Source organism: Shewanella sp. ISS20, assembly GCF_056522965.1.
The window spans coordinates 1,063,664-1,084,019 of the sequence record NZ_JAWRZK010000001.1; the positions used below are offsets into that span (position 1 = coordinate 1,063,664).

Below are 20,356 nucleotides of genomic sequence, written 5' to 3' on the forward strand. Positions count from 1 at the left end.
TAAGCTTACTTCACAAGTAGACCATTATGTCGGTCTTCAATCCCTTCCCGCCAGCCACCAAGCCATTGGGACTTTGAATCAAGATTCGCGTAAGGACAGTTTTCTTTTGAACGTCCACCAACTCCAGCCTGAAAACCTTTTGAAAAAGCTCTGTCCAATCGATCTCTTTTTTGTCTTTTCATGTAAGCGTCCTCGGTTCCATATACAGACGAAGCATGCGCTTCACTAGTATGAATAGAACTTTTTTTAGACGAGATCAATCGCAAAATTTGGGTATTTTACCCGCGAAATATTAAGGTATTGAGATCATTGCCTAAAAAAAATCGACGCTAGGCGTCGATTTTTTATACAAACTGTCGATTGTGATTTATTTAAGCCTCATTTAAGCGTTATTTAAAGCAGAGTTAAATCTGCCTTAAGCTCAATGTAAGGCTTTAGCTTAGCTAAATTTACGACGTAACCACAGAAGTGGCAGTAATGCCAATGCCCAAATCATCGCACCACCTTTGCGTTCATACGGTACATCCGTGCCATTATCATCAACTTCGGTACAAGCTACACCGCTAGCCGCTGGAGTTAATACTACCGAGCGCGGTAAATAAGAAGTCACAGGCTCGCCATAACCGTTAAGTACGAATAATGGCAAACCGTTACTACCTAATACGAGTTCGCCCTTAGCATCAAACTGATACTTAGGCTTACGCACAAACACTGTGCCGACGATAACGCCTTCATCATTGATACTAACAGCATCCACTAATTTGAAATCAGCGCTATAACTCAGCTCTTTACCCGTACCGTCTTTCACCACTATCGGATGACGAGCCCACTTACCATCAGTCTGGCTATAACCTTTAGACTCACAGGTTAATTGCTTATTGAGGTTAACAAACTCGCCTTTGCCGTCATTCGCTTTCATATCATAATAAAAAGCTTCTTTCGGGCGCGGTAACTCTTTTTCATAAGTGGTTTCAATATAACCAACGACTTCGCCTTTATTGTTAATACTCTTAGGCTTACTCGATAAATCAGAAGTAAACGGACGGAAATCATTCGGAATAACAATCGGTGTTGTTGGGTTGTTAGTGTCAAAATAGAAGAACTTATCGCGAACATAACCTTCTATATAACTCTTAAAACTGCCCACTAAAATACCATCATCATTGATATCTGTGGCAATCGAGTTAAATACGTCATCATCACGCACAGGTACCCAATTGTACTTGTAAGTCCCGTCAGTATTTTTAGTCCAGTAGGCGGCATCATCTCTGAGGTTTTTGCCGTTGCCATAGCGATAAACATGGGAGCGACCAACCACGGTTCCGTCAGTATTAATGCCTAAACCTTGGGCAATAAACACATAATCTGAACCGGTAGGATCTAACCCTAATGGTAAAGTAACCATTGGAGATTCAAGCCCAGTGCGATCAGCATTTAACTGCCATACAGAAGCACGCATTTGGTATTGAATATTACGCACGCCGCTAAGATCAGGGAATTGGTTTTGCTGAATGCAGATATCCACTGGCAGAGTAGTATTATTAGTGCTTAAGCAAAAATCCACTTGCTCAGCGCCAAATTTACTTATCCCTGTACTGGCATAACCTGCTACTAAACCTGTAGCATTAATATCGGCAGCGATAGACCGACCACCTAATTCAGCACTTTTACCGTCTTTCTCATACTTGGTATAAGGCGGTAATAAAGGCACTTCTGCGCCGGCGGCATTAACAGCTACACCGCGCTCTTCATATGCACGGTAATACCATAACTTTTGGGTCGTAGAATCACCGACATACGGCTTAGTCTCTTGCTTTGCTGACATACTGCCGACTTTGACACCGTCATCAGCAATCGCAAATAACGACACATCCACAGAATTATCTGGTGCAGGTGCATTTTCATCGTCAGTTTTTGCTGTCTGGCCATTAATCTTTAAAAAAATAGGTGTCCAAGGCGCCGGGCTCGAGTTACTTTCGGCCTTGAAGCTGAAGTTGTTAGCTAAGATTGGCTCCAAAATGGAGTAACGAATTTGCTCTGATGGAGCAATGCCGTTGTCTTCATCAAGAATGCCGCCATCTTCGATGTCGCCATCACTGAGTTTTTTACGCCCCTGTGATAAACCCACCATTTCCAAATTGGCATTAACACCAGTGCCATAACCGTTACGAGTACCAGTTAAGCTACCATCAATGTCAGGATATCCTGCTGGGTTATACTTATCCGTTTTATCAATGATGTTCTGGATTTCGTATACCGGCGCCGCATTCACACTGGCAATTGTGCTTAATACGGCAATCGCTACTCCAGATAATGCAACTTCCAACTTCAACTTCATGTTTTTATTATCCTGTCGTTATTGTGATTTTACTTCATCGACTCCAGCGCTTCCCAACGCTCAAAGCAAATCTCAAGTTGTTGTTCTTGTTCAGTCAAACGCGCAAGTGTGTCATTAATGACATCCTGAGCTTGATTGTAGAAATTGGCTTCGCTAATTTGCTGTTGCAATTGCTCAATCTTAATTTCCAACGCTTCCATTAACTTAGGCAGTTCATCCAATTCGCGTTGAAGTTTGTAAGATAACTTCTTAGCGGGCGCCGCCGCTTTCACGGGTTCTGCTGCGGTAGGTTTGGTTTCGATTACATATTCTGTTTTTAGTTCCGAAACTTTTGCACTTGAGTCTTCGCTATCGCGATAAAAGTTCGCGCCTTGTTCAACGGCATCTTGGTAACCACCCACAAACTCCGCCCAACGACCGTTACCGGCATACCACCAACTACTGGTCACTGTATTGTCGATAAAGGATCTGTCATGACTGACGATTATCAAGGTTCCCTGATAATCAGTTAACATCGACTCTAACAGCTCAAGTGTCTCAATATCTAGATCATTGGTTGGTTCGTCAAGTACGATTAAGTTAGCAGGGCGTAATAATAACCTCGCTAATAATAAGCGATTTTTCTCACCACCTGACAAAGCTTTCACTGGCGTACGGGCACGCATTGGTGAAAACAAGAAGTCTTGCAGGTAACTAAGAATATGGCGGTCTTGACCATTGACGGTAACCATTTGCTTACCTTCACCGACGTTTTCTTCAACGGTTTTCTCTGGATCTAAGGCTTCGCGATACTGGTCGAAATACGCAACTTGTAGCTTAGTACCACACTTAAGCTCGCCAGATTGTGGCTCTAACTGTTCCAACAATAACTTAATTAAGGTCGACTTACCGCAACCATTCGGGCCAATCAAAGCAATACGGTCGCCACGCATAACAGTCGTGCTAAAGTTATTAACCAAGTTTTTGTCCGGCAGGTTGTAGCATAATGATTTAACATCAAACACCAGCTTACCGCTGCGATCATTATCAGACACCGCCATATTGACGCCGCCTTGACGATTAATCCGCTCTAAACGTTCCATCCGCAGCGCTTTTAAGGCGCGCACGCGGCCTTCGTTGCGGGTACGACGCGCTTTAACCCCTTGACGGATCCACACTTCTTCATCAGCTAACTTCTTATCAAAGTTGGCATTATGCTCAGCTTCAACCCGTAGCCATTCAGCCTTACCGTCTAAATATGCTTGGTAATTGCCAGGCCATGAGGTCACAACACCGCGGTCTAAGTCAACGATGCGCGTCGCCATCCGCGAAATAAAGCCGCGATCGTGCGAGATAAATACAATGGCGCCTTTAAAGCCAAGTAAGAATTGCTCTAACCATTCAATGGTATCAATATCTAAATGGTTAGTTGGCTCATCGAGTAACAGTAAATCTGGCTCACTGATCAAGGCGCGGGCTAACGCCACTTTACGCTGCCAGCCGCCGGACAATTCCGACAGCGCTGTGTCTGGGTCTATGCCTAAACGTTTGCAGTGACTATCAATTCGGCTGTCTAACTGCCAACCGTTTAAATGGTCAAGCTGCTCTTGTAAACGCTCCATTTGCTTAAGCATTTTTTCCATTTCATCGGCATCAACTGAACCAATGCGATGTGAAATATCATGATACTGCTCAAGTACCTTACCGACTTCTTCTAAGCCATCAGCGATATAGCTATATACAGAGCCTTGCTCTTGCTTCGGCGGATCTTGCTGCAAGCGGCTCACTTTTACATCATTAGCTATGTTGAACTCGCCTTCATCCAGCAATAAATCACCGCACAGCACTTTTAATAATGTCGATTTACCGGCGCCATTACGACCCACAATACACACGCGTTCACCCGGCTCAATAGTAAATTCAGCCGCTTTCAATAATGGGGTGTAACCGTAGGCTAACGAGCCTCTATTAATACGAACCAGACTCACACTACTCTCCTACAAAGGCGACGATAGCCGCCAAATCAAATGGCCACGATAATTCTTGTGAACTATCACGGCGAGCCAACACTGGAATACTGATGCCATAACGCGCCACTAATGCTTCATCATCGCAAATATCTTGCAAATCAGCATTTATGTTGGCGCAGGCTAATAAGGCTGCTGCTTGCTCACACAAGTGACAGCCATCAGTGTGATATAAAATCCACTCAGGCATGAGTGATTAACCAGACATTGTGAATTTGGGCGTTACGCTTATAGTCCATAGGCAATAAGGCTTCATCCATGTTAGTCGCGACTAAACCAATTTTGGTTAAGGTCTCAATATCTAACTTAAACTTACGCTTATTGTTTGAGAATATAATCTCGCCGCCTGGACGCAGTAACTTCTTAAGATCAGCCAATACATTGACATGATCGCGCTGCACATCCCAAGAATCTTCCATACGCTTAGAGTTTGAGAAGGTTGGCGGATCAATAAAGATCAAGTCATAGCTCTGTTGGCAGTCTTTAACCCACTGCAAACAATCAGCTTGCTCGAAATTATACTGACGACCCATCAAGCCATTGAGCACAAAGTTATCTTTAGCCCAATTTAAGTAAGTGTTAGACATATCAACAGTAGTGACCGACTTGGCGCCGCCCTTACCCGCATGCACTGACGCCGAACCTGTATAGGCGAACAAGTTAAGCACATCGCGATCTTTAGCTTTTTGCCCCACTAAACGACGGGTCAATCTATGATCCAGGAACAAACCAGTATCAAGATAATCAGTCAAGTTCAGCTTGAACTTACAGCCATATTCAGTGGTGATTAATTCGAGCTTATCTTTATTAAGATTCAGCTTTTGATACTGACTCACACCCTTTTGACGCTCACGGGTCTTAATGATGATTTTGTCGGTATTCACGCCAGAGGCCATCGGCAGTGCTAACAGCATGTCAGTCATGCGGCGCTTAGTGATGTTTTCTGGAATATTGGCAGGTGCGCTATATTCTTGCACGACTACATAATCAAGGTATCTATCAATGGCAGCATTGTATTCAGGAATGTCAGCATCATAAATTCGATAGCTATCAATACCCTCTTTCTTAGCCCACTTTTCTAACGCTTTAATATTCTTCTTTAAGCGGTTTGCAAAAGGTAGAGCGACAGTGCTGATATCAATCCCATCTTGGCTCACCACTTCACGGCGAGTACTATTAGCATGCAAGGTATATAAGTTAAATACACACTCGAGCGCGCCGTTAAACATCTTCATCTGTTTATCAGCTTTAAGCTTCATCGATGATACAAGTTCAACATCGCTACATAACATGGCAACTTTCCAGCCACCAAAATCACGTTTAAACTTATCACCCAACTGATAATACAGTTGCAGTAAGCCCGACATATTGCCTAAACGCTCACCATAAGGCGGGTTAGTGACAACATAACCAGTCTCTGCCGTTGGCATTACGGTTAAGGCATCGGCACGGTTAAATTCGATTAAATGTGACACACCCGCGTGCTCAGCATTGCGCTTAGCCAAAGCCACCACGTGACCATCAATGTCAGAACCCGTGAATTGAATTTTACACGCAGTTAAGCCCGCGCTAGCGCGTTGCTCTGCTTCGTCCTTCACTAACTGCCATGCAGCAGGACGATGGGCACGCCAATGTTCAAAACCAAAACGGGTACGATTAATCGCCGGGGCCACATCAGCAGCCATTAACGCCGCTTCAATCAGTACAGTACCGCTACCACAGAATGGGTCCATTAAGGTCTGCTGATCATGCGCCCAACCACTGCGATGTAACATATGTACCGCTAAGTTTTCTTTCAACGGCGCTTCACCAGTACGGTCACGATAACCACGTTGATGCATAGCAGGGCCAGAAAAGTTCAAACCTATGGTAATTTGATTGTTGCGGTAATGCGCATCGAGGCGGATATCAGCGTCAGTGCGGCTAACATCAGGGCGACGATCGCAATCTTCACGGAAACGGTCAACCACGGCATCTTTAATCTTTAAGGCGCCGAACTGAGTGTTATTAATGAAACCACCCGTGCCATGGAAATCGATACTAAAGGTACGGCGATAATCAAAATGGCTCGGCCAGTCAATACAATAGGCAGCATCATAGAGTTGTTGCGCTGTCTCACATGGACCTTTATAGATGATCAAGACTAAGCGACTGGCCAAACGGCTCCACATCACAATTTGATAGGCTTGTTCAATGGAAGCAGAGAAATAACAACCCGCGACACTCTCTCTAACTTCAACAGCACCTAATGATGTTAATTCGCCCGCTAAGGCATACTCAAAGCCCTTTGGGGCTGCGGCAAAAAATGAATACATGTAATACACTACGACGCTACCAAAATAATCGCGCATTATACATGGTCATGGCTATAAATGATAAACCTTGCTGCATCCTAACTTGCTTTTTCTTCTATATAGACAGTACAACTACCGTTACATGGCAAAGACACTAGGTTTAATCGTGATGTTGAGCCTAATAGATGACGTGCGGCAACTCGTTGACTCATAATGCTAACCTCGCAAAATCATCCAAAATGCGGTTAAATTACGCGCATCGCCTGATATAACAACAAATCGTTTAGTGAGTAGGCAGGTAAACCCAACTTAATGGAATAGTCCTTGCATTAGATAGGATGCATCGCTATAGTTCGCCTCGTTCTGAAGCAGCAGCGAAATTAACCAGTTACTTACTGCTAAATACGTTAAGTTTAAGAGCACCAATCGGACGCGGGATGGAGCAGCATGGTAGCTCGTCGGGCTCATAACCCGAAGGTCGTAGGTTCAAATCCTGCTCCCGCAACCACTTCCTTATGATGAAGCAAAACTGATAATACAATCGGACGCGGGATGGAGCAGCATGGTAGCTCGTCGGGCTCATAACCCGAAGGTCGTAGGTTCAAATCCTGCTCCCGCAACCACTTCCTTATGATGAAGCAAAACTGATAATACAATCGGACGCGGGATGGAGCAGCATGGTAGCTCGTCGGGCTCATAACCCGAAGGTCGTAGGTTCAAATCCTGCTCCCGCAACCACTTCCTTATGATGAAGCAAAACTGATAATACAATCGGACGCGGGATGGAGCAGCATGGTAGCTCGTCGGGCTCATAACCCGAAGGTCGTAGGTTCAAATCCTGCTCCCGCAACCACTTCCTTATTAAGAAGCAAAACTAATAATACAAATCGGACGCGGGATGGAGCAGCATGGTAGCTCGTCGGGCTCATAACCCGAAGGTCGTAGGTTCAAATCCTGCTCCCGCAACCACTTCCTTATTAAGAAGCAAAACTAATAATACAAATCGGACGCGGGATGGAGCAGCATGGTAGCTCGTCGGGCTCATAACCCGAAGGTCGTAGGTTCAAATCCTGCTCCCGCAACCACTTCCTTATTAAGAAGCAAAACTAATAATACAAATCGGACGCGGGATGGAGCAGCATGGTAGCTCGTCGGGCTCATAACCCGAAGGTCGTAGGTTCAAATCCTGCTCCCGCAACCACTTCCTTATTAAGAAGCAAAACTAATAATACAAATCGGACGCGGGATGGAGCAGCATGGTAGCTCGTCGGGCTCATAACCCGAAGGTCGTAGGTTCAAATCCTGCTCCCGCAACCACTTCCTTATTAAGAAGCAAAACTAATAATATAAATCGGACGCGGGATGGAGCAGCATGGTAGCTCGTCGGGCTCATAACCCGAAGGTCGTAGGTTCAAATCCTGCTCCCGCAACCACTTCTTTACTGAAGTAAAAATTGCCTTAATACCCAATTAATCTGCTATTTTTTACCCCTTAATGTTACCTTCTAAATATCTCTCGTTAGTCACAATCATTTTTTGAATTATCCCTACTCTTTTGCCATGATTTTCCATCACAGTTTAATCACTTTTTACTCATCTCATTCATTGGCATATTAATCAGCATCATCTTAGCGCTTAATTCTTGATAACGGCTCAACCGAATTAAGGGCAGGACATCGAAATGTTTTACCCCTGGAGTTAATCAAGCTCGCGATCAACCTAGCCCTTGCATTTGGATGATGCTTCCTACTCGTCACAGTAACACTCTCATAAACCGGCAAACGAGAACGGCGGACTAACCTCATTGCAGTAACATCGAATTAATCGTGATATCCCATCATCACCGCCATAAAAAAACCGCCCACTGGCGGTATTGAAACGTAACGCATGAAGCGCTCTTTAATGATTTAATACTTAGCTGCGACCCCAAGGATTATTATCATTGCTACCACTGCTAACGTTATCGCTACTACGGCGATCGTCGCTATGGCTAGAACGTTTAGTATCACCATGACTCGAGCGACTTCTGTCTGCACCTCGAGCATTCGAACGTGGCGCACCCGCACCTGAACGATGCGATTGATTCGCACCGCGACCAGGGTAGGCCTTGTTGCGGCCATTAGCTTGATAATCTTCCTCAGCCTTAGCCTGCATCTCAGCAATCATCTCGAAGGTTAATGGCAATGCTGGCTTTGGGATCACGCCATCAACAAAACCACGCTCACGCGGCTTTAACACATATTGCGCAGCCGAAGGTCTTGGCATACGTCTAAAGCGATATAGATAGAAATTTTCTAGCTTTTCACGCGCCCATTCTGTTTTCTTTAAAAACTTAACGCTACTCTCAATGCTAGGGTTGGCTTTAAAACATTGCAGTTTCACCGCGGCGTAGAGAATTGGCCAGCCATAAAAATCTACCACTTCAGTCAATAATACCTCTAACTTGAGGCCGTGCAGCGGATTGTTTTGTTGTTGTTCGATCATCAAAGTGTCCAAAAAAGTAATATCAACTCAGTCACTCATTAGGAGTTACCGCAGTTATTATGGCGTATCATAGCAAATACTAAAGCTCCTTGCCCATTTATGCTTGCCACAAAATGCCTGTCTGCTTACATTATCCGCCAAGATTCTGTATACTTCTGCGCTTTGCATTTATCTACCTTGCATGTCTTCGCTGGAAGTTCGCTTTCGCATACCTGCCTTATACCTGAGAATATTGTCTTGATATCAACCGCTAACATTACTATGCAGTTCGGCGCTGAGCCGCTTTTTGAAAACATTTCCGCCAAATTCGGTCATGGCAACCGTTATGGTTTAATCGGCGCCAATGGTTGCGGTAAATCCACTTTCATGAAAATTCTTAGCGGTGCACTTGCTCCAAGTTCAGGCAATGTGTCGGTCACACCAGGGCTTAAAGTCGGTACCTTGAGCCAAGATCAATTCGCCTTTGAACAATACTCTGTGATTGATGCCGTGATCATGGGCGATGCTGAGTTATGGAAGGTCAAACAAGAGCGTGAGCGCATTTACGCTAAAGCCGACATGACCGAAGAAGATGGCATGGAAGTGGCTGAACTTGAAGTACGCTTTGCTGAAATGGACGGTTATAGCGCTGAATCACGCGCAGGTGAAATCCTACTTGAGGCAGGTATTGCTGAAGAATTGCATTTTGGTTTAATGCAGCAAGTCGCTCCTGGTTGGAAACTGAGAGTCCTTCTGGCTCAAGCCCTGTTTGCTAATCCTGATATTTTGTTACTCGATGAACCGACTAACAACTTGGATATTCACACCATTTCATGGTTAGCGGCAGAACTGAACAAGCGTAAGTGCACCATGATCATCATTTCCCATGATCGCCACTTCCTCAATTCTGTTTGTACTCATATGGCTGATATCGACTACGGCGAGCTGCGTATTTATCCGGGTAACTACGAGTATTTCTTAGCGCAATCAAGCTTATTGCGTGAGCAATTACTGGCGGGCAATGCCAAAAAGAGCGCTGAAATTGATGAATTACAAGACTTCGTCAACCGTTTCGGTGCTAATGCTTCTAAAGCTAAGCAAGCGAGTTCGCGCGCTAAGCGCATGGACAAAATTAAGCTGGATGAAGTTAAATCGTCTAGCCGCGTGACTCCATCACTGCGTTTTGATGAATCAAAGAAAATGCATCGCCAAGCCTTAGTGCTGGAAGATCTTAGTCATGGTTTTGATAATGAAATGCTGTTTACTGGCGGCGATCTTATTCTAGAAGCCGGTGCCAAACTTGCCATCATAGGTGAAAACGGCGTGGGTAAAACTACCCTATTACGCTGTTTAATGAACGAATTAACTCACAATGCTGGCGTTATCAAGTGGTCAGAAAATGCCGCTATCGGTTATTGTCCACAAGATAGCAGCCTAGATTTTGATAATGACTTGAGTTTATTCGACTGGATGAGCCAATGGCGCACTCCTAAGCATAATGATTTAATGGTGCGCGGCATGTTAGGTCGTCTGTTATTTACTGAAGATGATGCTAACAAGAAAGCCAAAAACTGTTCAGGTGGTGAGAAAAACCGTCTGTTATTTGGCAAGTTAATGATGATGGACATTAACGTTCTCATCATGGATGAACCAACAAACCACATGGACATGGAAGCTATCGAAGCCTTAAACCAAGCGTTGAAAGTCTTTGAAGGCACCTTAATTTTCGTGAGCCATGACCGTGAATTCGTATCATCACTGGCGACACGCATTATCGATATCAAAGATAAGCAATTAATTAACTTCCAGGGCACCTTTGACGAATATATGGCAAGCCAAGCAGCCCTTGCCTGTGCTTAAACCTGAGTGTTAATGGCTTAAGTAAACCTATGATTGGCGAGTCATACCTCGCTAATCATAATAATGACGCTGATTGACATTGAGTAATGAGTGCCACTACTTGATTATAATCAGCACTATTGAGTGCCACTGTTGGCTTTAATGGCGATGAGGTAAACGGTGTAACCTTTTCAACGCCTTGCATTATAGCCATTTGCTCAAACATGGGCATCAGCGACCTAAGAATGTCATAGACAGGCACAGTTTCTAATACCTGCCAATCCCAATGAACTACTTTACTATCCTCGCTTAAGCCATGATTAAAGGTATCTTCAAGATCAGCGCTAATCTCATTTCGAATATCAATAAAGCGTAATTGGGTAAGCTCTGGGTACCAAGTCAATAATTCATCACAGAATTGATTCATTAACGCTTCTGCGCACAAAACGTCACTCAAGCTCCCCGAACAAAACTGCAAATTTATCCTCTTGGCGTCATTGCCGCGCGCCACAAAATAACAATGAAATTCGCCATCAGGATGCAGCAGCTGATAATTAATCGCGACGAATTGTGGATATGTCTGCATGCAAGAGACTGAAGATGCCAGCGCTGCCCGAACCTTTTGCCAACTTAAGAATGAAACCATGTATTTATATTCCAACAATGCACGAACAGAAAGTTCATAGTAACCATAAATTCAACACTTAACTCAACAACCAATCCAACAGGAATCGCGAGTTAATTGGCATGATGTCAGTCAATACGCATAAAACACCACAACCAGCCGAAGCTGGTTGTGGTGTTTACGGCTTAATGGCGTCAAGCTTACTGACTAAATACAGCTAAGCATGCTTAATACAAGAGCATGAGCCAAAATTATCAGCCGTTAAGCTCAGCAAAACACTCAGCAATAATCCCAAGGCCACGCTGTAAATCACAATCACTGACCGTTAACGGCACTAAAATACGCAATACGTTGCCATAAGTACCACATGACAGCAAAATCAATCCTTTAGCGCGGGCGCTAGCGATGATTTTGGCGCAATATTCTGGCTTGGGCTGACCTTGTTCAATCAGTTCTAGCGCCACCATAGCCCCTAAACCGCGGACATCGGCAATCATAGGATATTGGGGCTTTAGGGCGTTTAAGCTGTGCTTGATTTGCTGACCAACCGCATTGGCGCGGCTCAGCAAATCTTCATCTTCAAAGGTTTCCATCACAGCCAAGGCCGCAGCGCAGGCTAATGGATTGCCACCATAAGTGCCACCAAGACCACCTGGGCTAATGGCATCCATGACTTCTTGTCTACCGGTAATACCCGCTAACGGAAAACCGCCAGCAATCGATTTAGCAAAAGTGGTAATATCGGCCGCCACGCCCATTTGTTCCATCGCAAAAAAGGTACCAGTACGTCCAGCGCCAGTCTGCACTTCATCAGCCACTAACATAATGCCTTCGCGATCACACAAGTCTCGCAGCGCGCGCATAAAGCTTGGGGACGCCGCATAAAAACCGCCCTCGCCTTGGACTGGCTCAAGAATAATGGCGGCAATGTCACTTGGCTCAGCATCATTTTTAAAAATTCGCTCAATCGATGCCAATGCATCAGCATCACTCACCCCGTGCAGCGTACAAGGGTATTGCGCCCGAAACACGTTGGCTTGCATCAGCCCCATGCCCTTACTGTAAGGCGCCACCTTGCCAGTCAACGCTAATGTCGCCATAGTGCGCCCATGATAGCCAGAGGTAAAAGCAATCACACCCGCGCGCTTAGTGTAAGCGCGCGCGACTTTGATGGCATTTTCCACGGCTTCTGAGCCGCTGGTAAATAGCGCCGATTTCTTAGGGAAATCACCCGGTACCTTACTATTGAGTTTTTCACATACCGCAATATAAGACTCATAACCCAGCACCATAAAACAGGTATGCGAAAAGTTATCCAGCTGAGCCTTTACAGCGGCGACAACCTTAGCGTGTAAATGGCCGGTATTAAGTACCGCTATGCCACCAGCAAAGTCCAGATACTCACGCCCTTCGACATCCCAAACTTTTGCATTAAGCGCTTTATCTACATAGATAGGGTGAATTTGGCCGACACCTTGGGCCACGGCCGCTTGACGTCTTGTCATTAATTCATTGTTAGTTGTCATGACTTTTTCCTTGTAAGCGGCTTAGATAGCTAAGCATAGATATTTCATTTCAAGATATTCTTCAATACCGTATTTCGAACCTTCGCGGCCAAGACCGGATGATTTAATCCCGCCAAATGGCGCCACTTCGGTAGAAATTAAGCCGGTATTAATGCCAACCATACCGTACTCTAAGGCCTCTGCCACTCGTTGAACCCGGCTAATATCCCGACTATAAAAATACGCAGCTAAGCCAAACTCAGTGTCATTGGCCTGGTTAATCACATCGGCTTCATTATCAAATTTAAATAATGGCGCTAACGGGCCAAAGGTTTCTTCTTTGGCTACCAGCATATTGCGAGTAACCCCTGTGATTATGGTGGGCTCAAAGAAGGTGCCTTCTAATCTATGGCCACCGGTAACTAATCCTGCGCCTTTATCCAAAGCATCTTGCAAATGCTGCTGCACTTTTTTAACGGCGTTATCATCAATTAATGGACCTGTGGTGACGCCAGCATCCTTGCCATTTCCAAGCTTTAGCTCAGCAACCGCATTGGCAAGTTTGGTGGCAAAGGCATCATAAACCTTAGCTTGCACATAAATCCGATTGGCGCACACACAGGTTTGACCGGCATTGCGAAATTTAGAAATCATGGCGCCAGCAACCGCGGCATCGAGGTCGGCATCGTCAAACACGATAAAGGGTGCGTTACCCCCAAGTTCAAGGGATAATTTTTTGATGGTTGGCGCGCATTGCGCCATCAGCTTAATGCCCACCCCGGTTGAACCAGTAAAAGATAATTTACGTACCAAGGGATTCGCACAGAGTTCATCGCCTATGGCTCTAGCATCACCCGTTAATACGCTCACCACCCCCGCTGGTACGCCGGCTTCGTGAGCCAGTTGCACTAAGGCAAAGGCACTAAATGGCGTCTGGTGCGCAGGCTTTATCACCATGGTGCAACCGGCGGCGAGCGCGGGCCCTACTTTGCGAGTGATCATGGCGGCAGGAAAGTTCCACGGCGTAATTGCTGCGGTAACCCCAACAGGCTGCTTAATCACAGAAATACGCTTGTCAGCTTGATGGCCTGCGATAGTATCACCATAGATACGCTTGGCTTCTTCACTAAACCATTCAATAAAAGAGGCGGCGTAAGCAATTTCACCGCGCGCTTCACTCAAAGGTTTGCCTTGCTCAGCTGTCATTAGCTGCGCTAAATCTTCTTGATGAGCCATGATAAGCTCAAACCAACGCCGTAAAATGGCGCTACGCTCTTTCGCGGTTTTAGCTCGCCATGCAGGCAGCGCCGCATTGGCCGATTCAATCGCGGCACGAGTTTCCCACAGGCCCATATTAGGCACAGTGCCTAGCACCTCATTGGTGGCAGGGTTAGTCACGGTAATAGTGGCGCCAGTATCACTGTCACGCCATTGGCCATTGATATAACACTGCTGATGAAATAACGCTTGATGGTTGAGCTTCATGTTCACTCCTAAATATTGGGTGTAAATTACACCCCTAATTTATCTCGTAAGCTGTAATACCATGCCCCTATGGCCGAAAACGGTACACGCAGTACATGGCCACCAGGGAATGGATAATGAGGGAGTTGCGCGAAGGCATCAAAACGGCTGGCATGTTGATTGATAACTTCACTTAATATTTTTCCGGCTAAATGGGTATAAGTGATGCCATGACCACTGCAGCCTTGGGAATAGTAAATATTGGTGCCAATACGGCCCATTTGCGGCAAACGCGATAAGGTCAACAGAAAATTACCCGTCCAGGCATAATCAATTTTCACCTTGGCTAACTCAGGGAAGGTTTTCAGCATTTTGGGGCGAATAATCGCTTCTATGTTGGCGGGATCGCGCGCGCCATACACCACCCCACCACCATAAATTAGGCGGTTATCGGCTGATAAACGAAAATAATCCAACAGGTAGTTACAATCTTCAACGCAGTAATCTTGGGGTAACAGGCGCTTAGCTACATCACTATCTAAAGGTTCAGTGGTAATGACCTGTGTGCCACACGGCATAGATTTAGCCTGTAACTCTGGCAGTAAATTACTTAAGTAAGCGTTACCCGCCACCACCACAAATTTAGCCGTCACCTGACCACTTGCGGTGTTAACGACGGCAGGCTCACCTTGTTTAATATCAAGTACCGCCGAATCTTCATAAATCTGGCCGCCAAGCTTAAGTACGGCTTGCGCTTCCCCTAAAGCCAAGTTTAATGGATGAAAATGCCCTCCCGACTTATCAAGTAAACCGCCTTGATAAACATCAGTCGCCACCACTTTAGTAATGGCATCTTTATCCAGTAACTCTAACCAGCCCACATGGCCATGACGTTCCCACAAGGCTTTTTGCTGCTCTAAGTGATGCATTTGTTTAGTGTTTAACGCGGCAAACACGCCGCCGTCTTTAAGTGAGCAATTAATTTGATAGTCTTTGACTAAGCGGCGGATAATCCGCCCGCCTTCAAAAGCCATTTGTCCAAAAATACGCGCCTTATCTTTACCTAAGCTGCGCTCGAAACTATCAATATCGCGACTAAAACTATTAACAATTTGGCCGCCATTTCGACCTGATGCGCCAAAGCCGATGCGTGCAGCTTCTAGCACCACCACGCTTAAGCCAGATTCGAGTAAATGAATGGCCGTCGATAATCCGGTATAACCCGCCCCAATAATGCAAACATCAGCATTGATACTCTCGGTTAAGCTTGGTTGTAATGTCACAGGATTAGCCGACGCGGCGTAATAAGATGAAGTATGTGCAAGTGCTGTCATGATACCTCTGTGCCCCAGTTTTATATGTATATTATTTTTAACACTGAGTTCACATTACACCTGAAAAAGGCTAAAAACTAGCCTGCACACTAAAAAAACGCCTTAATGTAAAATATCTTAAACATTAAGGCGTTTATCAAATCAGCGAGTCAAGAGCCTTTAAGCGTACTCTAGGACTGATTCATTGATATGCAGACTTAGGGGTTCATTTTAAGTTTTTTATCGGCTCTGACCGCCATATACCAAGAAATGAAGGCAATTAACGCAACCACCAAAATAATCAAGGTAGCTAACGCATTGATTTTAGGTGAAACACCAAGACGCACCGACGAAAACACCACCATAGGCAAAGTCGTCGCCCCAGGGCCTGAAGTGAAACTTGCAATCACTAAGTCATCCAATGACAAGCTAAAGGACAACATCCACCCCGCTGTGAGTGCTGGCGCTATCATAGGCACAGTAATTTGCATAAAGGTCTTAAAGGGGCCGGCGCCTAAATCCATCGCCGCTTCTTCAATGGACATATCCAGCTCACGTAAACGCGACGATACCACTACCGCCACATAAGCGGCGCAAAAGGTCGAATGGGCAAGCCAAATAGTCATGCGTCCACGCTCAAGCGGCCAACCGATAAGATCGGCCATATGCACAAATAGCAGCATTAGCGACAAACCCGTAATGACTTCAGGCATAACCAAGGGTGCAGTTATCATATTGGACAAGGTTAATTTGGTCCAAGAACGACGATAACGAGTCATAACAAACGCCGCCATAGTGCCAATAATCACTGCCATCGAAGCGCTATAGAAGGCAATTTGGAGACTGACCCATACGGCATCCAAGATTTGCTTATCTTTAAATAACTCGAAATACCATTTAGTTGAAAATCCGCCCCACACAGTCACTAGCTTAGAATCGTTAAATGAGTAGATGATAAGAATTAGCATGGGCGCGTATAAAAATATCAAACCCAGTATCAACATAATGGTAGAAAAGCTCAATTTTTTCATCAATTTTGCTCCAGGGATTTAGACTGATAACGATGGAACAAGGTGATAGGAATAATCAAGAGTAACAGCATCACTATGGCGAGCGATGACGCCACTGGCCAGTCACGGTTATTGAAGAATTCTTGCCACAAGACCTTACCTATCATTAAGGAATCCGGACCCCCTAATAATTCTGGAATAACAAACTCACCGACCGAGGGAATAAATACCAACATTGAACCCGCTATCACCCCACCTTTGGATAAAGGCAAAGTAATTTTCCAGAAGGTATTAATTGAGCGCGAGCCAAGATCTGACGCAGCCTCCAGCAAACTCATATCCAGCTTCACTAAAGTCGCGTACAGCGGCAAGATCATAAAGGGTAAATAGGCATAAATAATGCCGATATAGACGGCGATATTGGTATTAAGAATTTGCAGCGGCTCGTTAATCACGCCAAGCCACAATAAGAAACTATTAATAACACCTGTATTACTCAATAAGCCCATCCAAGCATAGACACGGATAAGAAACGAGGTCCATGAAGGTAGCATCACCAGCAACAATAATACGGTTTGCATTTTTGCTGGCGCCCGCGCTATGGCATAGGCCATAGGGTAACCTAATAGTAAGCAGCCAATGGTGGCAATAGACGCCATTTTTAAGGAGTTAATATAAGAGATGTAATACATGGAATCATCGAGCAACAGTAAGTAATTGCTAAAGTTCAGTACGATTTGCAAGACATCATCATTAATATAAAAACTGGGTTCATACGGCGGGATCGAAATGGCTGCCGTCGATAAACTGATTTTAAAAACGATGGCAAATGGCAGTGCAAAAAAGAGCAGCAACCACACATAGGGCAAGCCTAAGGTAAAATAACGCCCTTTAAAAAAGCGAGATAACTTCTTCATGAGCGTAACACCACGCCACTGGTGTCCTCCCAGCTGATATACACTTCATCATCCCAAGTGGGATTATCTGAGCGCCGCTCACGGTTAGTCATACTGCATTGCACGATTTGACGATTAGCAAGCTTGATATAAAACACTGATATACCGCCAAGATAGGCAATATCATGTACCACCCCTTTGGCCCAGTTATATTGGCCTTGCGGCTGCTCACGGGTAATTAAGGTTTTCTCAGGGCGAATAGCCAACCACACGTGTTTGTCATTAACGCTAGTTGATACCCCATAACCCACATAAAACTGGCAATTGAGCAGACTCGAATCAATCACTACGTGGTCGACCTCATCCACACTAATATCGCCTTCAAATAAATTCACTGAACCAATAAATTCAGCAATCATGCGACTGTTCGGACTTTCATAGATATCCATAGGGGAGCCAATTTGGGCAATCCAACCATCAGACATCACAGCGATGCGCTCTGCCATGGTCATAGCTTCTTCTTGATCATGAGTCACCATCACGCAGGTCACACCCACTCGCTCAAGAATTTCGACCACTTCTAATTGCATCTGGGTGCGCAGTTTTTTATCCAGCGCCCCCATAGGTTCATCAAGTAATAATAATTTGGGCCGTTTTGCCAAAGAGCGCGCTAATGCCACCCGCTGGCGCTGCCCGCCCGATAACTGATTAGGTTTACGCTTGGCATATTTTTCCATATGCACAAGTTTGAGCATTTCTAACACCCGCTCATCAATTTCTTTTTGTGGCAATTTATCTTGCTTGAGGCCAAAGGCAATGTTTTGCGCCACCGTCATATGCGGAAATAACGCATATGACTGAAACATCATATTGATAGGACGCTCATAGGGAGGTAAATCGGTAATATCTTGACCATCTAGATAGATACGGCCAGCACTGGGTTTTTCAAAACCTGCCAGCATGCGTAATAAGGTCGACTTGCCTGAACCTGAACCGCCTAATAATGCGAAAATTTCACGTTTATTGATAGTCAACGACACATCGTCAACGGCCCTAACATCATCGAATAACTTACTGACCCGATCTATTTTTAATAACACCTCGGCATTCGCCTTAGGTTTCGTCGGTTGGTCTGTAGTAGTTGCCATTTATATTCTCCGCACACTGAGTATCGCAATAATGCTGCTAAGGTCAGTAAAATGAATCAGTGAAAAACCTGTTGGTTTCAAACAAAGTGCTTAAGTACTTAACTGTTTGCCTAACGATGTGGGCAGCAAGGCTGCCCACATACAGTTACTTACCTGATTTAACATTGCTCCAAATTCGCGTCATTGCACGCTGCGCTTTAAGGCTTCGCACGTCTTGAATATAGAGTTTATCTTGGAGTTCTTTGTTGGGATATATTTGCGGATCGTTAAGAATTTCTGGTTTCAATAAGTTATTACTACTAGGGGTTGGATTGGCATAGGCCACATAATTAGACACATCGGCAATCACTTCTGGACGTAATAAATAATTAATAAGCTTAAGCGCATTGTCTTTATTGGTGGCATCACTCGGAATTGCCAACATATCAAACCACAGGTTGGCACCTTCTTTAGGAATGGTATAAGCAATTTTCTGACCTGTGCCCGCTTCATCAGCGCGCGCCGCGGCTTGGAACACATCGCCAGAGAAACCATAAGCCACACACACATCACCATTGGCCAAATCAGAGATATAGCGCGATGAATGGAAATACGTCACATAGGGACGGATTTTTTGTAATACTTCACCGGCTTTTTTAAAGTCTTCAGGATCATTACTGTTGGGATCTAGGCCGAGATAACCTAAAGCTTGCGGGATAATATCATCTGCTGAATCAAGCATGACCACACCGCAGCTCGCAAGTTTTGAAGCGTATTTAGGATCAAAAATTAACGCTAATGAATCCACCGGAGCATCTTCACCTAACGCCGCTTTGACCTTATCGACATTGTAACCAATGCCATTGGTGCCCCATAAATATGGCACACCGAATTTATTGCCTGGATCAGATTTTTCTAACATCTTCATCAACTTAGGATCTAAGTTCTTATAGTTAGTCAATGCTGATTTATCGATAGGAATAAAAGCGCCCGCGGTAATTTGCTTAGCCAAAAAATGATTAGACGGCACGACTATGTCATAACCCGAACGGCCTGAAAGTAACTTAGCTTCTAACACTTCATTACTGTCAAACACATCGTATATCACGCGGATACCGGTTTCTTTTTGAAAATTAGCTAAGGTATCTTCGGCCATATAATCTGACCAGTTATACATTCTGACCACTTCCTCGGCTTTCGCTGTTGCACCTGCCAACATACCGGTGATAAGTAGTGCTACCGATGTTATTTTCATCAATGGCTTCATGATTTCTCCTTTACGTATTCAGGGGGATCCCCACAAAGTAGTGCTAATGCCAATGAGATTATCCCAAACGAATAAACTAGGTTGGCCTAACACCACAAGCTCGTAATCAATAAGTTAAGCGGACACAAGGTCGCAATGTTGTACTCCATCATTCTTGCCAGCGAAGAATGCTTACCCCACTGGCACATGAAGAATGTTACACACAACCAA

General features: G+C 44.9%; 15 protein-coding genes and 9 tRNA genes. 10 read left to right on the forward strand and 14 right to left on the reverse strand.

The window, feature by feature from the left end:
- Positions 1-5 precede the first annotated feature (5 nt).
- The 5 genes from rmf to rlmKL form a co-directional block, all read right to left on the reverse strand.
- Positions 6-182 (reverse strand): ribosome modulation factor, encoded by a 177-nt coding sequence (gene rmf / locus AC1HDP_RS04835; protein WP_140932745.1) that lies wholly within the window; start codon positions 180-182, stop codon positions 6-8.
- 257 nt (positions 183-439) lie between these two features.
- A complete protein-coding gene (locus AC1HDP_RS04840) occupies positions 440-2,338 on the reverse strand; it encodes a DUF3466 family protein (RefSeq protein ID WP_479637873.1) in 1,899 nt (632 codons plus the stop codon).
- Between the two features lie 29 nt (positions 2,339-2,367).
- Positions 2,368-4,305: an ABC transporter ATP-binding protein gene (locus tag AC1HDP_RS04845; RefSeq protein ID WP_479637874.1), complete on the reverse strand. Its 1,938-nt coding sequence runs from the start codon at positions 4,303-4,305 to the stop codon at positions 2,368-2,370.
- Position 4,306: 1 nt separating this feature from the next.
- Positions 4,307-4,534, reverse strand: a complete 228-nt coding sequence (locus AC1HDP_RS04850; protein WP_479637875.1) for a glutaredoxin family protein — start codon at positions 4,532-4,534, stop codon at positions 4,307-4,309.
- On the reverse strand, positions 4,527-6,659 hold the full coding sequence (gene rlmKL / locus AC1HDP_RS04855) for a bifunctional 23S rRNA (guanine(2069)-N(7))-methyltransferase RlmK/23S rRNA (guanine(2445)-N(2))-methyltransferase RlmL (protein ID WP_479639826.1): 2,133 nt from the start codon (positions 6,657-6,659) through the stop codon (positions 4,527-4,529). Before rlmKL ends, AC1HDP_RS04850 begins: the two co-directional genes overlap by 8 nt.
- A 410-nt stretch (positions 6,660-7,069) precedes the next feature.
- Here rlmKL and AC1HDP_RS04860 point away from each other — a divergent pair.
- The 9 genes from AC1HDP_RS04860 to AC1HDP_RS04900 all read left to right on the forward strand — a co-directional run bounded on the left by AC1HDP_RS04860 (position 7,070) and on the right by AC1HDP_RS04900 (position 8,071).
- Positions 7,070-7,146 (forward strand) — tRNA-Met (locus tag AC1HDP_RS04860).
- 38 nt (positions 7,147-7,184) lie between these two features.
- Positions 7,185-7,261, forward strand: a tRNA-Met gene (locus AC1HDP_RS04865).
- A gap of 38 nt (positions 7,262-7,299) precedes the next feature.
- A tRNA-Met gene (locus AC1HDP_RS04870) sits at positions 7,300-7,376 on the forward strand.
- Between the two features lie 38 nt (positions 7,377-7,414).
- Positions 7,415-7,491: transfer RNA gene (locus AC1HDP_RS04875), tRNA-Met, on the forward strand.
- A 39-nt stretch (positions 7,492-7,530) separates the two neighbouring features.
- Positions 7,531-7,607 (forward strand) — tRNA-Met (locus AC1HDP_RS04880).
- A 39-nt stretch (positions 7,608-7,646) separates the two neighbouring features.
- Positions 7,647-7,723: transfer RNA gene (locus AC1HDP_RS04885), tRNA-Met, on the forward strand.
- Positions 7,724-7,762: 39 nt separating this feature from the next.
- Positions 7,763-7,839: transfer RNA gene (locus tag AC1HDP_RS04890), tRNA-Met, on the forward strand.
- A gap of 39 nt (positions 7,840-7,878) precedes the next feature.
- A tRNA-Met gene (locus tag AC1HDP_RS04895) sits at positions 7,879-7,955 on the forward strand.
- Positions 7,956-7,994: 39 nt separating this feature from the next.
- Positions 7,995-8,071, forward strand: a tRNA-Met gene (locus AC1HDP_RS04900).
- Positions 8,072-8,551: 480 nt separating this feature from the next.
- Here AC1HDP_RS04900 and AC1HDP_RS04905 read toward each other — a convergent pair.
- The gene (locus AC1HDP_RS04905; protein WP_479637876.1) at positions 8,552-9,121 is read right to left on the reverse strand and encodes a VF530 family protein; all 570 of its coding nucleotides are present in this window, start codon (positions 9,119-9,121) and stop codon (positions 8,552-8,554) included.
- 237 nt (positions 9,122-9,358) lie between these two features.
- Between AC1HDP_RS04905 and AC1HDP_RS04910 the strand changes: the two genes are divergently transcribed.
- On the forward strand, positions 9,359-10,960 hold the full coding sequence (locus AC1HDP_RS04910; RefSeq protein ID WP_479637877.1) for an ABC-F family ATPase: 1,602 nt from the start codon (positions 9,359-9,361) through the stop codon (positions 10,958-10,960).
- A 55-nt stretch (positions 10,961-11,015) separates the two neighbouring features.
- Here the strand turns inward: AC1HDP_RS04910 and AC1HDP_RS04915 are convergent, their stop codons facing one another.
- The 8 genes from AC1HDP_RS04915 to AC1HDP_RS04950 all read right to left on the reverse strand — a co-directional run bounded on the left by AC1HDP_RS04915 (position 11,016) and on the right by AC1HDP_RS04950 (position 20,146).
- Positions 11,016-11,525 (reverse strand): hypothetical protein, encoded by a 510-nt coding sequence (locus AC1HDP_RS04915; RefSeq protein ID WP_479637878.1) that lies wholly within the window; start codon positions 11,523-11,525, stop codon positions 11,016-11,018.
- A 293-nt stretch (positions 11,526-11,818) separates the two neighbouring features.
- Positions 11,819-13,090 carry a 4-aminobutyrate--2-oxoglutarate transaminase gene (gene gabT / locus AC1HDP_RS04920; RefSeq protein WP_479637879.1) on the reverse strand — a complete coding sequence of 424 codons (1,272 nt, stop codon included), beginning with the start codon at positions 13,088-13,090 and terminating at the stop codon, positions 11,819-11,821.
- Between the two features lie 21 nt (positions 13,091-13,111).
- Positions 13,112-14,554, reverse strand: a complete 1,443-nt coding sequence (gabD, locus tag AC1HDP_RS04925; RefSeq protein WP_479637880.1) for an NADP-dependent succinate-semialdehyde dehydrogenase — start codon at positions 14,552-14,554, stop codon at positions 13,112-13,114.
- A 26-nt stretch (positions 14,555-14,580) separates the two neighbouring features.
- Positions 14,581-15,867 carry an NAD(P)/FAD-dependent oxidoreductase gene (locus tag AC1HDP_RS04930; RefSeq protein ID WP_479637881.1) on the reverse strand — a complete coding sequence of 429 codons (1,287 nt, stop codon included), beginning with the start codon at positions 15,865-15,867 and terminating at the stop codon, positions 14,581-14,583.
- Between the two features lie 197 nt (positions 15,868-16,064).
- Positions 16,065-16,877 carry an ABC transporter permease subunit gene (locus AC1HDP_RS04935; RefSeq protein WP_479637882.1) on the reverse strand — a complete coding sequence of 271 codons (813 nt, stop codon included), beginning with the start codon at positions 16,875-16,877 and terminating at the stop codon, positions 16,065-16,067.
- The gene (locus AC1HDP_RS04940) at positions 16,877-17,773 is read right to left on the reverse strand and encodes an ABC transporter permease subunit (protein WP_479637883.1); all 897 of its coding nucleotides are present in this window, start codon (positions 17,771-17,773) and stop codon (positions 16,877-16,879) included. Before AC1HDP_RS04940 ends, AC1HDP_RS04935 begins: the two co-directional genes overlap by 1 nt.
- The gene (gene potA, locus AC1HDP_RS04945) at positions 17,770-18,900 is read right to left on the reverse strand and encodes a polyamine ABC transporter ATP-binding protein (protein ID WP_140932758.1); all 1,131 of its coding nucleotides are present in this window, start codon (positions 18,898-18,900) and stop codon (positions 17,770-17,772) included. The genes AC1HDP_RS04940 and potA overlap by 4 nt, the downstream gene beginning before the upstream one ends.
- Before the next feature lie 145 nt (positions 18,901-19,045).
- Positions 19,046-20,146 carry a polyamine ABC transporter substrate-binding protein gene (locus AC1HDP_RS04950; protein ID WP_479637884.1) on the reverse strand — a complete coding sequence of 367 codons (1,101 nt, stop codon included), beginning with the start codon at positions 20,144-20,146 and terminating at the stop codon, positions 19,046-19,048.
- Positions 20,147-20,356: the final 210 nt, after the last annotated feature.